Source organism: Thalassoglobus sp. JC818 (genome assembly GCF_040717535.1).
GTDB lineage: Bacteria > Planctomycetota > Planctomycetia > Planctomycetales > Planctomycetaceae > Thalassoglobus.
In genome coordinates this window covers 49,432-65,000 of record NZ_JBFEFI010000003.1, presented here as the reverse complement: position 1 = coordinate 65,000, position 15,569 = coordinate 49,432, and the positions used below count along the sequence as shown (strand labels likewise).

11 protein-coding genes (1 of these 11 running past the window's edge) are annotated in these 15,569 nt (G+C 52.4%); 7 read left to right on the top strand and 4 right to left on the bottom strand.

What is annotated here, in order from left to right:
- Together uvrA and AB1L42_RS08205 are read right to left on the bottom strand one after the other, a co-directional pair.
- Nucleotides 1-3,160: the 5' portion of an excinuclease ABC subunit UvrA gene (gene uvrA, locus AB1L42_RS08210; protein ID WP_367053225.1), read on the bottom strand. It extends 71 nt beyond the left edge of the window; only the first 3,160 of its 3,231 coding nucleotides appear in the window; its start codon is at nucleotides 3,158-3,160; its stop codon lies off the left edge, out of view.
- 106 nt (nucleotides 3,161-3,266) lie between these two features.
- Nucleotides 3,267-4,262: an NAD(P)H-dependent glycerol-3-phosphate dehydrogenase gene (locus AB1L42_RS08205; protein WP_367053224.1), complete on the bottom strand. Its 996-nt coding sequence runs from the start codon at nucleotides 4,260-4,262 to the stop codon at nucleotides 3,267-3,269.
- A gap of 223 nt (nucleotides 4,263-4,485) precedes the next feature.
- Between AB1L42_RS08205 and AB1L42_RS08200 the strand changes: the two genes are divergently transcribed.
- The 3 genes from AB1L42_RS08200 to ruvX all read left to right on the top strand — a co-directional run bounded on the left by AB1L42_RS08200 (nucleotide 4,486) and on the right by ruvX (nucleotide 6,634).
- Nucleotides 4,486-4,719, top strand: coding sequence for a hypothetical protein (locus AB1L42_RS08200; protein ID WP_367053223.1), 234 nt, complete (start codon nucleotides 4,486-4,488; stop codon nucleotides 4,717-4,719).
- Nucleotides 4,720-5,064: 345 nt separating this feature from the next.
- The gene (locus AB1L42_RS08195; RefSeq protein ID WP_367053222.1) at nucleotides 5,065-6,132 is read left to right on the top strand and encodes a mannose-1-phosphate guanylyltransferase; all 1,068 of its coding nucleotides are present in this window, start codon (nucleotides 5,065-5,067) and stop codon (nucleotides 6,130-6,132) included.
- Nucleotides 6,116-6,634, top strand: a complete 519-nt coding sequence (gene ruvX, locus AB1L42_RS08190; protein ID WP_367053221.1) for a Holliday junction resolvase RuvX — start codon at nucleotides 6,116-6,118, stop codon at nucleotides 6,632-6,634. Before AB1L42_RS08195 ends, ruvX begins: the two co-directional genes overlap by 17 nt.
- Nucleotides 6,635-6,688: 54 nt before the next feature.
- On the opposite strand, the gene AB1L42_RS08185 is transcribed toward ruvX, so the two are convergent.
- Nucleotides 6,689-7,405, bottom strand: coding sequence for a hypothetical protein (locus tag AB1L42_RS08185; protein ID WP_367053220.1), 717 nt, complete (start codon nucleotides 7,403-7,405; stop codon nucleotides 6,689-6,691).
- Nucleotides 7,402-8,814 (bottom strand): sulfatase, encoded by a 1,413-nt coding sequence (locus AB1L42_RS08180; protein WP_367053219.1) that lies wholly within the window; start codon nucleotides 8,812-8,814, stop codon nucleotides 7,402-7,404. The genes AB1L42_RS08185 and AB1L42_RS08180 overlap by 4 nt, the downstream gene beginning before the upstream one ends.
- 380 nt (nucleotides 8,815-9,194) lie before the next feature.
- Between AB1L42_RS08180 and AB1L42_RS08175 the strand changes: the two genes are divergently transcribed.
- The 4 genes from AB1L42_RS08175 (at nucleotide 9,195) to AB1L42_RS08160 (ending at nucleotide 15,562) form a co-directional block, all read left to right on the top strand.
- Entirely contained in the window at nucleotides 9,195-10,139 is a 945-nt protein-coding gene (locus AB1L42_RS08175; RefSeq protein ID WP_367053218.1) for a DUF1080 domain-containing protein, read from the top strand.
- A 65-nt stretch (nucleotides 10,140-10,204) separates the two neighbouring features.
- Nucleotides 10,205-13,846, top strand: coding sequence for a family 16 glycoside hydrolase (locus AB1L42_RS08170; RefSeq protein ID WP_367053217.1), 3,642 nt, complete (start codon nucleotides 10,205-10,207; stop codon nucleotides 13,844-13,846).
- 15 nt (nucleotides 13,847-13,861) lie between these two features.
- Nucleotides 13,862-14,944 (top strand): agmatine deiminase family protein, encoded by a 1,083-nt coding sequence (locus AB1L42_RS08165; protein ID WP_367053216.1) that lies wholly within the window; start codon nucleotides 13,862-13,864, stop codon nucleotides 14,942-14,944.
- Nucleotides 14,945-15,016: 72 nt separating this feature from the next.
- On the top strand, nucleotides 15,017-15,562 hold the full coding sequence (locus tag AB1L42_RS08160) for an RNA polymerase sigma factor (protein WP_367053215.1): 546 nt from the start codon (nucleotides 15,017-15,019) through the stop codon (nucleotides 15,560-15,562).
- Nucleotides 15,563-15,569: the final 7 nt, after the last annotated feature.

Here is a 15,569-nt window from a genome sequence, read left to right as displayed (position 1 = left end):
TGAACTGAATTTGAATGGCTTCTTTTCCGGAGCGGTGCGGTTCCAACTTTCTGGTTTTGCCGAGAGTTGTCACCTGGCCCAGTGCAAATGTTCCGGGATTCGACAGAAGCGTCAGATAAATTGCGTCTCGACGTTTCGTCTGCAGCTCCGCGACGAGATCTCCACTATCCGGGTGCTTGAATTGAACGGTAGTTTTGTTTGACCAATCAAGCGGAAAGTCAGTGAGTTCGGTTTCAAGAATCTGAAAAAGGCTCTCGAGAGTTTCCAGCTTCCAAGCCACTCGCTTACTGGAAGGAAAGCCTTTTCGCGAGAGATGCCATTTTTTGCCGAGAACTTTCCACGGCATCAAGTCAGCAGGATCTTTCTGGGCAACCTGTTCGACGTGCGATAGATATGCTTCGGCAGCTTCTTTGAGAAAAGCGGAGAATTCGGGAGTCTCAATTTCCTCCCTCCAATGGACGTCGAAGATGATTTCTTGAAATGGTCCCTTGGCATTGTTCGTTCGAACGCGATCACTACGGTTGTAGATGGGCAATTCATCAAGTTCGTTGACAGATTTCAGACGAATCCTCTTCTGCAGCTCGCTTTCATCGAAAGTCCCCTTCGGAACTCGAAAATAAAGCCGGAGCAACCATTCATCTCCCGTCAGAGCGTGAAAGAACCAACCTGAGCCGACTTTTTGTTCGGCTGTGATTTCCACACGTGCTTGATCTTTCCAGTTAGCGGGCTTCAACCCTTCGGTGTCGGCGAGTTGGTCGACGACATAATCGAGAGCTTTACCTTCCCAGCGACTTTCCTTGCCGTTGCGTGCGATTCGAGTTTTAGTGTGCCATTGTCGGCCATCGACTTCCCAAGGGGCAGCGATATCTTTCCCAACCTGGCTGATATCGACATCACCTTCTCGCTTTTTGGCAACAGACTTCGCATCGAAGACTTCGAGTTCCCCTTTCGGCTCAAAATTCAAGATGTCCGCGAGTAGTTCTCCCGTCCAACTTCTCATCTGATTCGTTTCGGCCCCATTTTGGGAAACTTTTCGTCGCTTCTTCGGCTTGCTGTTTCCATTGCCGGAGCCAATGACTCGCTCTGCGTAATTCGCCACTTCTTCCGGGGTTCCGGAAACGACAATCCAACCTCCACCTACGCCAGCTTCCGGGCCAAGGTCGACAATCCAATCGGCGGTTTTGATGACATCGAGATTATGCTCGATGATGACGACGGTATTTCCCTGCTCGACCAGACTGTTGAGGACTTTCAGCAACTTGGCAATATCATCGAAATGAAGCCCAGTCGTTGGTTCGTCGAGTAGATAAAGTGACCGACCGCTGTTGGGCTTGGCCAGCTCTGCCGCCAGTTTGACTCGTTGGGCTTCTCCGCCGCTAAGAGTCGTTGCGGATTGGCCCAAAGTGAGGTAATCGAGACCGATCGCTGCCAGCGTTGCGAGAGGAGCACGAATTTTCGGAATATTTTCGAACAGCTCCAGTGCCTGTCCGATGCTCATTTCAAGAACGTCGGCGATCGATTCCCCTTTATATTTCACCGCGAGGGTTTCGATATTGAAGCGTTTGCCGTGACAGGTTTCGCATTCCACCCAAACATCAGGCAGAAAGTGCATTTCAATTTTCTTCTGCCCCATTCCTTCGCAGTCTTCGCAACGTCCGCCAGCGCGATTGAAACTGAATCGCCCCGGCTTGTATCCGCGGATTTTCGCGTCAGGAAGTTTTGCGTACAGCTGCCGAATGTGATCGAAAACTCCGGTATATGTTGCTGGATTTGAAGCGGGGGTCGCACCGATCGGATTCTGATCGACGGCCATCACCCGATTAATTTCCTCAGCTCCCTTCATTTCTCGAAATGGACCCGGAGCGGGACCTTTGAGACGAAGATGTCTCGACACCGCGCGGGCAAGTGTTTCCTGAATCAGCGAACTTTTTCCTGAACCGGAAAGTCCGGTGACGCAGGTCAATGCTCCGAGCGGAATTTGAAGATCGACATTTCGAAGGTTGTTCTGCTGACATCCCAGAATCTCGAGCCAGCCCCCTCCGGGTGGTTTCCGATATAAATCGGTTAAAGACTCATTCGCATCAGTTGATTCGGTTTCGTCAGTCTCTCGCTCCATGCGACGAGTGTTCGGAATGACGATTCTTTTTGCCCCTGAAAGATAAGCCCCTGTCAGAGAAGTCTTCGCACGACGTTGAATCTGCTTTGGTGTTCCTTCGGAGGTGACATTTCCGCCAAATCTTCCGGATCCGGGACCGAAGTCGAAGAGCCGGTCGGCAGCATCGAGAACTTCACGGTCATGTTCGACGAGAACGACGGTGTTTCCGAGTTCTTTCAATTTTTTCAGTGCTTCAACCAAGCGGCCGTTGTCGCGTGGGTGAAGTCCGATGGTTGGTTCATCAAGAACGTAGAGGACTCCGGTGAGTGCGCGTCCAATTTGACCGGCGAGACGAATTCGCTGAGACTCTCCGCCGGAGAGCGTGGGCATCCCCCGATCGAGTGTTAAGTAGTGGAGGCCGACGTCGACGAGAAATTTCAGTCGGTGAATCGCTTCATTCAGCAAATCCCCAGCGATTTTCTTCTGACTGTCCTCCAAAGAAATCGACTCGAGAAAACTGAGAACCTCGTCCAGTGGTCGTTGGCACAGCTGCGGAAGTGTCGTTTCTTCGAGTTGAACGGACGCGGAATCTGCCCTGAGCCTTGTTCCATCACAAACAGAACAGGGTTTGACGCCGACTAAATCCTGAAATTTCGCCCGGTAGGGATAGGAAACTCGGGCTGCTTCTTCGATTGCTGGGTACAGCCCTTTGTATTGAATTTTGACCGATGCTTTTGAGTTCGGAAACTGGACCTCAATTTTGTCCTCTCCAGATCCGTGGAGAATCACTCGCTGATGTTGCGGGCTCAGTTGATACCAGGGAATGTCTCGCGGAATCCCAAACTGATCGGTCAATGCTTGAATGACAGCTGCGAAAGATATGTTTTCTTCCGGAGACGGCCACGCCGAGACAGCTCCCTGATCGATACTGAAATTGGGATTGGCCACGATGACCGATTGATCAGTCCCGACTTCTGTTCCCAATCCCTCACAGGCAGGGCACCAACCCAATGGGCTGTTGAAAGAAAAATTCTGAGGGGTCAGCTCTTCGAACGTCCGTGCCATATTCGGTAGTCAATTCGTGCCTGTAGGTTCAACAACGCAAGATGGTCCGCCGCGAGTCATTATTACGGCCTACCCGATTGCCTCAACTCGCGAACGCAGAAAAGACTCACTCCTGCTTCAACGGTCGAAGCATCAGGCTGTTTGTCGCTTCGACTGCAGATTTTCCACGAAACAGCACCTGATAGACCTCATTGACGATGGGCATTTCGACGTTTCGAGATTTCGCCAATCCATGAATCGCCTCAGTTGTTGTGACTCCTTCAGCGACGGAACTGGTTGTGGCCAGAATCTGGTCGAGTGATTCTCCTTTTCCCAGTCTTTCTCCGACCGCGCGGTTTCGACCATGTGGACTGACGCAGGTCGTAATCAAATCACCGATTCCAGCAAGCCCCGCGAATGTTTCCGGCTGAGCGCCCAGAGATTCTCCGAAGCGGCTGATCTCCACAATTCCGCGAGTGATCATCGCGGACTTTGCATTGTCTCCGTATCCGAGGCCGTCGCAGATTCCGGCAGCGATTCCGATGATGTTTTTCAGCGCGCCTGCCAGTTCGACGCCGATCAAATCTGTGTTCGTGTAAACTCGAAAACGATCGGTCGTGAACATTTCCTGAACTTGCTCCGCCAGGCTGGCATCTTCTGAAGCAGCGACGACACTTGCTGGAAGACGTTTGGCGATTTCTTCTGCGTGGCTCGGACCGCTCAAAGAAACGAAAGGTCTCTTCCCGAGAACTTCTTCAACAATTTGGCTGGGTCGAAGAAACGTCTCGATCTCGACGCCTTTCACCACGCTGATGACAGGAATTCCCCCGGGGATCGCCGAGCTCAAAGCAGTCAGCGAACTTCGAAGATGCTTCGAAGGAATAGAAGCCACGAGGAATTCTGAGTCTGCGACAGCTTCAGAAATGTCGGAGGTGATGCGAATGCCGTCCGGGATATGAATTCCAGGGAGAAGCCTTCGGTTTTCCCGCGTTTTCTGCATGTCTTCGGCAAAGTCGGGATTTCGCGCCCAGATGGTGACAGCCTGTCCAGGATGATCCGCTAGCAGAATGGCACACGCAGTTGCCATGGCTCCGCCACCCAAAATCGTCACTTTGCCTGCCATAAACCTGTTCTTCAGTTGTTGAGAAGAGTTTTCTAAGTGATCTCCGTAAAGACCACGGTTCTCCGCCGATTCCGACAATTGCCAGAATACAATTGCTACAGGCGTTACAAAACGCACAGTCACACAGAAAAAATTCGCTGGAACGCCTGTGAACTCGAGATTCCGCTGCACCGACCGCTGCTCAATCTAGTGTATTAAGAGAATCTCAAAATAGGAGTCCAACATGCAGGTCACGACACCCAATGAGGAAACGTTCGTCGACCGGAGAACGGGAAGTCCTTCCGGACAACCGCCTCCACACGAGAGAAGGCAATTCTCGGATGCACGCCGATCAGATCGACCCGAAGTCGATGAACTGGCGAAGGCGATTGATGAGTACAAGCTCCGCAATCGGCGACGCTTCATCACCTTCGAAGAAATCTACGACGTGATCGTCTCGCTTGGTTATCACAAGTAAGCGAGATTGACGAACTTCGCATTGCGAAAACGTCTACCCTCCTCTCTGTCATTCCCAGACAGAGAACCTCACCATCGCTGATGGTGAAACACGTTCCCCCCATTCGCAGAACGTGAGGTCCCAGCTGATATTCAATCGGCTGGGACTTTTTTTATGCGCGTTTCCGAGCCTGCAGAATTCTGAAACTTTGGCAGGTGACTTGACGCTACCGCCTGCTCAGCCGATGCTCAAGCTTGTCGAACACGAAGTGGAAAACGCCTCGGTTTCAAGGCTTTTCCGCAACGCAACTTGATCGAAACTCTTGATCAGTTTGCAACACGATCTTGTGCAGCTCTGGATTTTGCAATGCTTCATGCAGTGATTATGGCCGGTGGAAGCGGCACTCGATTCTGGCCTCTCAGTCGGCGACTCTCGCCCAAACAATTCCTTACGCTGGGGCGAAATCGATCTTTGATTCAGTCCGTTTTTGATCGCTGCCAACCGATGATTTCAGCCGAACGATTTTGGGTCGTCACAAATCAACAACTGACAACGACAACACAACAGCATCTGCCGGAGATTCCTGAGGCTCAGATCATCGCGGAACCTTGTGGTCGGAATACAGCTCCGTGCATCGGACTTGCAGCGATGCTGATCGAAGCAGTAGACCCGGACGCGACGATGCTTGTGATGCCGGCGGATCATGTCATTCAAGACCATCAGGAATTTCAGAACGCAATCTCAACAGCTGAAGAGGCACTTCAAGAAAATCCTGAACAACTCGTTCTTTTTGGGATTCCGCCGGTCAGCCCTGAAACTGGATATGGGTACATCGAGGTCAGCAAATCCGATTCACAGCCACTCCATCAAGTGGTTGGATTTCGCGAAAAGCCTGATCTCGAAACGGCTCAGCACTATCTGCAACAGGGACGATTTCTTTGGAATTCCGGAATCTTCATTTGGCGTGCTTCAACGATTCTCGCAGCAATTCGAACTCATCAACCTGAGATCGGTCGTCTCCTCGATGAATTGCGGAGCCAGATTGGCACAGGCAATTGGAATGAAGCACTCCAGCAGACGTTTCCGCTGATGCCTTCTGTCTCGATCGACTATGCTGTTCTCGAACACGAAAAGAAACTTTCTGTTGTCGAAGCGAAATTCGACTGGGACGATGTCGGTAGCTGGGAAGCTATGTCTCGCCTGAATCCGCAAGACGAAGTGAGAAACACTGCCGTTGGCCAAACTTGCATCGTTGATTCGAACGACTGCATTATTCACAGCAGCGGCGAACAGGTCGTCACACTGTTGGGAATGCAGAATTGCATCGTCGTCCACACACCTGACGCGACACTTGTCGCGGACCGCAGTGATCAGAACGCCATCCGTGAACTGGTCAAAAGACTGGAAGAGCAAGGATATGACCGAGTCCTCTGAGGACTTCCCGCAGACTGGAAAACTTCTGGGAGTCGACTACGGAACCAAGCGTGTCGGGGTTGCGGTCTCGACGCCCGATCAGAAAATCGCCAGCCCGCTGGAGATCCTCACGCGTCAAAACGAACGCCACGATGCGAAGTACTTTCAGGAATTGGTTTCTGAATATCGAATTTCTGCGCTCGTCGTCGGTTTGCCTATTCACGTGAATGGAACGGAAGGACAGAAAGCGCAAGAAGCCCGGGAATACGGCGGATGGCTCGCGCAGCTCACAGGCCTGCCCGTCAAGTATTGGGATGAACGTTATACGTCCGTTGCTGCTGAAGACTACATGATTGGAATAGACTTCACTCGCAAGCAGCGAAAGCGACGCATGGATATGGTCGCGGCCCAAATCATGCTTCAAGCTTACCTCGATCATCAGGAAACTCTTCGTCGCGATGAAGCAGCAAAAGCTGAGGAGAATGAAGACGATTTGAGTGAATCGTTTGAGTCTGAAGACTGAGAAGACTTCGCATTAACCAATCGAGTTAGCTTTCCAGCAGTGTGAACCCGGGACTCACATTTCCGCGCTTTCCGGGACTTCATCTTCGGTCTCCGGTTTGCTCGGCGCAGGATCTCGACCGATTGTGTTGAGCATGTCGATGACGGATTGCTCATTCCAGTTGTCTTCGTTGACCCGCATCGACAACAGCACTTCGCCCTGCTTCCCCTGAAAAACTCCTTCGACGATGTGAAAGACGCGGCCGGACGGAGGATCTCGTCCGATTTCGAACTTGAAGGGAACAAGTTCCTCTCCGATGGCCACTTCAACAATCTTCGATTCAGAGTCGTTGATGACTAACGGAGTTCCGCCCCCACCTTTGCGGAGAAGCGTATCGCGAATGTGTCGGCGGACATCGTCTTCGCTTCGGAATCGACTGTCGACTTCCACGAGAGTGAGAAGTCCATCACCGGCGAATCGTTCGAAGTACGATCCGCGAATGCTCATCAGGTAAGCGACATTCCATTCGATCGTTCCCTGCGGGAGATAGGTATCAGGAATATCGATCGCAACAATTTCTGTGAGCAGTTCACCGGCGCGTTCGGGGTCTTCGTGAACTTCCGGTTGGAACCACCAAGCTGCGCCTCCGCAAACGCAACAAAAGAAGAGCAGAATCGCTGAGGCGAATCCAGCAATCAGAATCAGAATCGGATGTGCAGACGTCGACTTGCCTGTCGGATCATCCGCGAGCATCTTCTTATTCTCGGTGATGTCATTCTTAGATGGCATCATTTCCCCTGCAATGGGATCTCGAGTTGTGATTCGGCGACCACCAGATCAGCACGATGCTTGGCAACCACGTCCAGAATGGACTTCAGAACTTCAGGATGTTTCTCATTGAGATTGAAACGCTCACTCGGATCATGATCGAGGTGATAGAGCAGTGGCGGATCGTGTTCGTTGCGGACGTTCGATCCTTTTACATAAGAAGTCTGGGTGAAGAAATGAGCTTTCCACGGCCCTGACCGAACCGCCATCAGTTCAGTCCCGCGATAATAGAACATTGTATCGCGAGGACTTGGGCCTTCTCCAAAGAGAACGGGTGAGATGTTCAATCCATCAACAACTCGATCCTGCGGAATGGTGCCTCCACTCAATTCAATGAAAGTCGTGTAGAGGTCCATCGTCGAAGCCAACTCAAGCGTGACTTGCCCGGCGGGAATTTTTCCCGGCCACCATGCAATGCCCGGCTCTCGCATGCCCCCTTCCCAGGTTGCTCCCTTACCTTCTTTCAGAAGTCCAGCAGTCCCGCCGTGTTCGTCGTATGTCAGCCACGGTCCGTTGTCGCTTGAGAAGAAGACACACGTATTCTTATCGATTCCCTCTGCTCGAAGGGTGTCGAGAATTTGTCCGACAGACCAGTCGATCTCTTCAATCACATCACCGTACAGTCCGCGAGCACTGACGTCTTCAAACTCTTCACCCCGAAAGAGCGGCACGTGCGGCAAGCTGTGCGGAAGGTAGATAAAGAATGGCTGGTCTCCGCGATCCTTGATGAATTCAACGGCATGCTCCGTGTATCTGCGTGTGATCGTCGTCTGATCGGCAGGACGTTCGACGACTTCGAGATCTTTGATAATCGGAACGTTCCAGTACTCCGATTTTGGATTAAGGAAAGCTGCTCGTCCTTTGGGTCCTTCAGAGTTCTCTCGGTCCATATCGTTGGAATACGGGATTCCAAAGTAAGTATCGAAGCCATTGTTCACTGGCAGGAACTGTGGAAGATGACCGAGATGCCACTTTCCGAAACAAGCGGTCTTGTAGCCCTGCTCTCGCAATGCTTCGGCCAGCGTGACTTCTTCTTCCGGGATTCCTCCTCCGGAATCGGGAAAGAGGACGCGCCTCTTGTCGCTGCACATTCCACTTCGAACTGGCAGTCGCCCGGTCATCAGGGCAGCACGACTGGGCGTGCAAACCGAAGATGCTGAATAGAACTGTGTGAACCGAATTCCCTCGTCAGCCATTTGATCGAGGTGCGGCGTGCGGATTGTCGGATTTCCGTAACAGCTGAGATCTCCGTACCCGAGATCATCCGCGTAAATAATGATGAAGTTCGGGGAGTCTTCGGCACTTATCGACTGAGTGGACATTCCCAGCCCGAGGACCACGAAGACTTGCAGCATGAGAAATCGATTGAGCATGAGCACTCTCGCCAATCTGTTCGGGTCTTAGAATATTGTCAGTCGCAAGCGAAGACTTCACAGTCAGGCAGGACTCTTCACGACGAGCAATCCGGGTTTACTTTCCAGAAGAGCATGATCTCAGCATCTCCTTCGCAGAACAGTTCAGCAGAGTTTCTAGGCTGAGACCGCTCGTGCAAACAAAGGCAAGCGAGTGAAAGAGTTGTGCTGGGAACAAAGTCTTCGCCGTTCGCATCATGGCCAGATTCACGAGTCGCGTCAAACGGATGCGGCTTAGAGGTTCCCAAATGCTTTTCATTCACCGCGAAGCTGCCTTATGATCTACGCTCGTAGATTCATCGGACCACAAGAGTATTCAAGAATATCGACCAAGGAACGCAATGCGTCGCCCGTTTCTCAACGTTTTACCTTTTGCATTCATCGCCTGCGGACTTTCAGCTTGCTTCGCTGCCGATCATGGCCCCGCTTATGTTGATCCCGAAGTCGCTGCTGAGAAAGACCCTGACTTTCTATTCCAGGGGGAGTACGCAAACTCCGACCGCGGAGTGCAGGTCATTGCATTAGGTGATGGCCAATTCCGCACGGTGACTTATCCAGGTGGTTTGCCCGGAGCCGGTTGGACTCAAAAGGAACGCCGATCACGAGAAGGAACACGAGAGTCTCTCGCGAGTGTTCTCGAAGGTGTAGAGCGAGTCGAACGTCAAAGCGACACGCTCGGACTGGCCCCGCCCGAAGATGCGATTGTTCTCTTCGACGGAACGAAAGAAACATTCACACAACACTGGCGTGATGGAGCCTCGATGACCGTCGACGGATTGCTCATTCAAGGAGCGACAACCATCGACGAAATGCAGGACTTCCAACTTCATCTCGAATTCCGACTCCCCTACATGCCCGAAGCTCGAGGTCAGGCACGCGGCAACAGCGGATGCTACGTTCAAGGTCGGTATGAAATCCAGATGCTCGATTCATTCGGCCTCGGCCCGAAAGACAACGAATGCGGCGGGATCTACCAAGCCTCCGCTCCGAAACTGAACATGACTTTCCCGCCGCTCACATGGCAAACCTACGACATCGATTTTCAAGCAGCCCGCTTTGATGATGCTGGGAAGAAAACCGCTCCCGCGAAAGTGACCGTGCGTCACAACGGAACCATCATCCACGGAAATCTTTCACTGCCGGGCAATACTCCAGGCGGTGTCATGAAAGATGAATCCGCCGCACCGGGTCCATTGTTTCTTCAAAACCATGGCGACGAAGTCCGCTATCGAAACATCTGGTTCGTTCCGGCTTCCTCAGAAGACTCTGACGAACAACAGAGTTAAGCCTCTCTTCTCTCGGTCATGGACCGTTTTCATTATTCGTCGAACTCTCCGATTGGAGTGAGCAGTTGTCACGTTTTGTACTCGCACTGGTCTGTGCTTTCATCGTTCCATCGATTGCGTGTGCGGTCGATCAATCATTCGTCACGATTGATCTCGACGAAGCCCAGACCGATCCGGACTTCTCCATTCAGGGTGAATACGTTCCTCGTGACGAATCCGCTTCCAACAAGGGAGTCCAGGTCGTCGCCCTGGGTGATGGTCTCTTCCGAGTGGTGATCTACAACGGAGGACTCCCCGGCGCTGGATGGGATCGAAAACCTCCTCAAGTTATCCCGGAAGAAGACGGCGACATCGTTCTGGAACTTCTGGACACCTTCGGCGTTGAAAAGAAGCTTCGCGAAAGCCCAACACTTGGAGCCACTCCTCCACCGGATGCCATCGTTCTTTTCGATGGGACCGACGAATCGCTCAGCAAACACTGGAAGGACGGGACTCGCAAGACGGAAGACGGATTGCTGATCGAGGGAGCGACGACAAAGGATGAGTTTCAGGACTTTCACCTGCACCTTGAGTTCATGACTCCTTATCGCCCACATGCACGGGGACAGGCCCGCGGCAACAGTGGCGTTTACTATCAAGGACGATACGAGACTCAGGTTCTCGACTCATTCGGTCTCGACGGAAAGAGTAACGAGACCGGCGGCATTTACGAGATCCGTGATCCCGATCTCAACATGTGCTTTCCCCCGCTCACGTGGCAAACCTATGACGTGGATTTCACAGCCCCGCGATTTGACGAAGCTGGTCAGAAACAAGCGAACGCCAAAATCACCGTTCGATTAAATGGAGTAGTCGTTCAGCGCGATGTCGAAATTCCTCACGCGACGCGTGCTGCACCTGTGAAAGCATCCGAAGCTCCGGGTCCGCTGTTTCTACAAAACCATGGCAACCCGGTTCGTTTTCGGAACATCTGGATTCAAACACGCGACGCAGCCGCAGAAGCTCGACGTCCTCGGATTCCAGGTTACGAACGCTTCGAAGCGAATCGAATCGATTCCGTCGCGGGTGGTCAACTTCTTGTTTCTGAGTTGGGGTGCGTTCAGTGCCATGCCAGCAACAACCCCAATCTCACGCAGGAGTCGACCAAGCAAGCCCCCAACCTGACGAACGTTGGATCACGCGCAGAACCGCAATGGGTTTTCGATTTCCTATTGAACCCGCACGAAGTGAAACCGGGAACACTCATGCCCGACCTACTCACCGGAATCAAAGACGATGAGAAACTCGCGGCAGCTCAAGCGCTCACTACGTTCCTGACACAAGGTGGCCGCATCGCTCATCGAAGCTACGATCGCGGAGCTAGGAATCGCGGCGAAAAACTGTTTCACTCTATCGGATGCGTTGCATGCCATGCTCCTCAAGACGGGACCACAGTCGCTGACTCATCGACTGTTCCACTTCCGGAACTCGACAAGAAGTATAGTGTCGATTCGCTCGCAAGTTTCCTGCGTGCTCCTCATCAGGTTCGTCCATCCGGCCGAATGCCTTCATTTAACTTGAGTGAAGACGAAGCACTCGATCTCGCCTTCTTCCTGGCAGGCAATGAGAACGCTGCTCGCACTCCGAACGTGAACTTCTCGGTGTATCACGGAAACTGGGAAGCACTTCCGGACTTCGACGAATTGAAGCCTGTTTCACAGGGAACAACAGACGGTTTAAATATCGCCGAAGCGGGGCGAACGGAGCAGTTCGGCATGCGTTTCGAGGCTTATCTCAACGTGACCGAACCCGGCACTCATACATTCTGGCTCGGATCAGATGACGGAAGCGCGTTGTATGTTGATGGAGAACGTGTGATCGATAACGACGGCATCCACCCCCACAATGACCAGAACGGGAAAGTGGTCCTCCAGAAGGGTGTGCACAAAATCCGCGTCGATTACTTCGAGTATCACGGAGAAGAATCGCTCTCGTTAGATTATCGGGCTCCGAAATCCGCGCGGCAGGACATCAGCGGGCTGCTCACACTCAATGAAGATGGAAGCCCTGTTGAACGACCTGAGCCGATCGACTCGGATCTCGCTGGGCCGGTCTTTGAACCAGATGATCAACTGATCAATCAAGGTGCGAAACTCTTTTCAACTCTTGGTTGCGCTGCGTGCCATCAGCTTGATCGAGATGGTCAACGCATTCCGAGTGAGCTGCACTCCAAACCACTTGCAGAACTCGATCTCACTGCGGGCTGTCTGACGAATTTCGAAAACAGAAGCTCTGACAAAACGATCCCGGAATATGATCTCACAGCTGCTCAACAATCAGCGATCCGAACGTTTCTCTCCGAACCGATGGCAACTCCATCAACCGATTCGGAGGAAGCAATTCGGGAAACAATGGTGCGATTCAATTGCTATGCCTGCCACGAACGAAACGGACAAGGGGGACCGGAACTTGATCGCAACAGCCTCTTCTTAACGACACAGCACGAAATGGGTGACGAGGGGAGACTGCCGCCGTCGCTTAATGGTGTCGGAGACAAGCTGCAATCGAAATGGCTGCTACGAATTCTCGATGAAGGATCGAACGAACGACCTTACATGCTGACGCGGATGCCAAGGTTCGGTGCAGCGAATGCAGCTCATCTGCAAGAACATTTCATCAATGCCGATCAGCAGAACAGCAACAACGAAGTTGAATTCGATATCCCCGAACATCGCGTGAAATCCTCCGGTCGCCAACTGGTCGGTGACGGCGGGCTCGCATGCATTAAGTGTCACACCTTCGGCAATCATCAAGCAACTGGAATCCAGGCCATTGACCTGACGCGGATGACAGACCGCATTCGCAAAGACTGGTTTCTACGGTACCTGTTTGATCCCGCCAAGTATCGACCAGGAACGAGAATGCCGACTGGATTTCCTGAAGGCAAAGCCGTTGTCACAGACGTTTTCGATGGCTCCCCCGACCAGCAAATCACAGCGATCTGGGAGTACTTGAGCGACGGAACCAAAGCAGGCGTCCCGGACGGGCTCGTCGCAAAAATGATTGAGCTGGAACCTAAAGACGAGCCGATCATCTATCGCAATTTCCTAGAAGGAGTTTCTCCTCGCGGAATTGCTGTGGGTTATCCCGAACGGGCTCACCTGGCTTGGGATGCAAATCAGCTCTGCCTGAAAACAATTTGGCACGGACGATTTATTGATGCTTCCAAACACTGGGTCGGTCGAGGACCGGGAAATCAGTCTCCGCTGGGAGATCATATCCTCACACTCGAACCCGGTTTTCCGTTCGCGGTGCTGGCAACTCCAGAAACACCGTGGCCGAATCTCAACATTCGAAACGAAACGGGATATCAGTTCGGTGGCTATCGACTCAACGACAAAGGCCAGCCGGCATTCTTCTACGACACTCCGTTTGGTTCAGTGACTGACTTCCCCAAACCGATCCCCGGTTCAAGTGAAGACGCAGCTTTCGAGCGAACGCTGACGATTGATGTTCAGGAGGCAACTCCGAACCTCTATTTCCGGGCTGCGGTTGGTCGTGAGATTCAACAAGTTGGAGACGGATTCCAGATTGACCAGTCGATGATCATTCAACTTCAATCATCCGAGAAACCATTCATCCGGACGATTGGCAACACCTCCGAATTGCTCGTTCCAATTCAAACAGGTCCCGGTGAAAGCACTATTGTTCAACGGATTTTCTGGTAGATGGATCGAGATTTCATGGACAATCATCAGGACAAACCATCGCCGAGCGATCTTGGATTTCGGATGCCGGCCGAATGGGAGCCACAGGAGTCGATCTGGCTCTCGTGGCCGCACAACGAAGCGACCTGGCCCGGAGCATTTGAGCCGGTTCCGGGGGTCTTTGCACAAATCGCAAAGCACGTTTCCGAAGGTCAACTTGTTCGCATCAATGTTCTCAATCAAGAAATGGCAGAGAACGTCAAATCACTTATCGAGCAAGCTGGAGGTCGAACTGAGAACCTTCGTTTTCACATCAACCCAACGAACGATTCCTGGGTCAGGGATCACGGGCCGATCTACCTTGTTCGAGATCAGAATGGACGTCGTGAACGAGCGATCTCGAACTGGATCTACAATTCGTGGGGCGAAAAATACCCTCCGTTCGATTCAGACAATCGCGTTCCGCGACGGATTGCGGAAGAGTTTCAAGAACTCTGCTTCGATCAAGACATGGTCCTCGAAGGGGGATCAATTGACGTGAATGGCGAGGGAACTCTCCTCACCACGACATCCTGTCTTCTCAACCCCAATCGAAATGCACATCTCTCGACGACTGAAATTGAGGCCGCTCTCAAGGCAGTTCTGGGAGTCAGTCAGATTCTGTGGCTGGGCGATGGAATTCTGGGCGACGACACCGATGGTCACATCGACGATATCACCCGCTTTGTTTCCGCCAATCGCATCGTGACTGCCGTTGAGTCGAACGAAAGTGATCCGAACTTTGAGCCGCTCCACAAGAATCTCGAACTTCTCAAGTCGATGAAAAATCTGGATGGGGAACCATTTGAGATCGTCGAACTGCCGATGCCAGCTCCGCGTTTTTTCGATTCCCAGCGTCTCCCAGCGAGCTACGCCAATTTTCTGATCACCAATCAAAAAGTCCTCGTGCCTGTCTACCGATGTGACGCAGATCAAGTCGCGATTGATATTCTCTCGGAATGTTTGCCTGACCGCGAAGTTGTGGGAATCGACTGCACCGATCTCGTCTGGGGCCTCGGGGCGATTCACTGCGTGACTCAACAACAGCCGATCGGTGAGATTGTTCCCGCAGATTCGTAAGTTGAAGTTTTCGGAGTTTCTGAAACTCCCTGAGTTCCGGAGAGGTATTCATCTGCAGACAAGGAAAGACTTGTGGCGGAGGAACAGGTGGAACTCGCTCAACGGTGTCTTGCAGGGGAGGAATCTGCCCTACGGGAGTTCGTCGATGCGTTTCAGACCCAGGTGTTTGACCTCTGCTTGCGCATGTTGCGACACCGGCAAGACGCAGAAGACATTGCCCAAGAGTCGCTGATTCGTGCGATCCGCTACTTGAAGAGTTGGGATCCGGATTATCCCCTGAGGCCATGGGTTCTGAAGATTGCAGCGAATCGGTGTCGCACGGCGCTCAGCAAACGCTCTCGGACGCCAACCCCAACTGCTCATCTTCCGGAATCTGTGAGCGATCAACAAAGTCCCCAGCTCGGACTGGCGGAAGAATTAGAACTGGCCATGCAGGAACTGAAAGCGGAGCACCTGGAGTGCTTCGTCCTGTTTTACCAGAACGAATTGAGCATTCAGGAAATTGCCGAACTGATGTCTGTTCCGGACGGAACAATTAAAACGTGGCTCCACCGAAGCCGGAAGCAACTTGCGGAGACGTTGAGAAAACGCGGAACAACCCCTTCAGCGGACAACTAACAGGATT

Bases quoted from the DNA above. Each gene is read 5' to 3' on its own strand.
- AB1L42_RS08205 (WP_367053224.1), bottom strand. From the start codon at position 4,262: ATGGCAGGCAAAGTGACGATTTTGGGTGGCGGAGCCATGGCAACTGCG.
- AB1L42_RS08200 (WP_367053223.1), top strand. From the start codon at position 4,486: ATGCAGGTCACGACACCCAATGAGGAAACGTTCGTCGACCGGAGAACG.
- AB1L42_RS08195 (WP_367053222.1), top strand. From the start codon at position 5,065: ATGCTTCATGCAGTGATTATGGCCGGTGGAAGCGGCACTCGATTCTGG.
- ruvX (WP_367053221.1), top strand. From the start codon at position 6,116: ATGACCGAGTCCTCTGAGGACTTCCCGCAGACTGGAAAACTTCTGGGA.
- AB1L42_RS08185 (WP_367053220.1), bottom strand. From the start codon at position 7,405: ATGATGCCATCTAAGAATGACATCACCGAGAATAAGAAGATGCTCGCG.
- AB1L42_RS08180 (WP_367053219.1), bottom strand. From the start codon at position 8,814: ATGCTCAATCGATTTCTCATGCTGCAAGTCTTCGTGGTCCTCGGGCTG.
- AB1L42_RS08175 (WP_367053218.1), top strand. From the start codon at position 9,195: ATGCGTCGCCCGTTTCTCAACGTTTTACCTTTTGCATTCATCGCCTGC.
- AB1L42_RS08165 (WP_367053216.1), top strand. From the start codon at position 13,862: ATGGACAATCATCAGGACAAACCATCGCCGAGCGATCTTGGATTTCGG.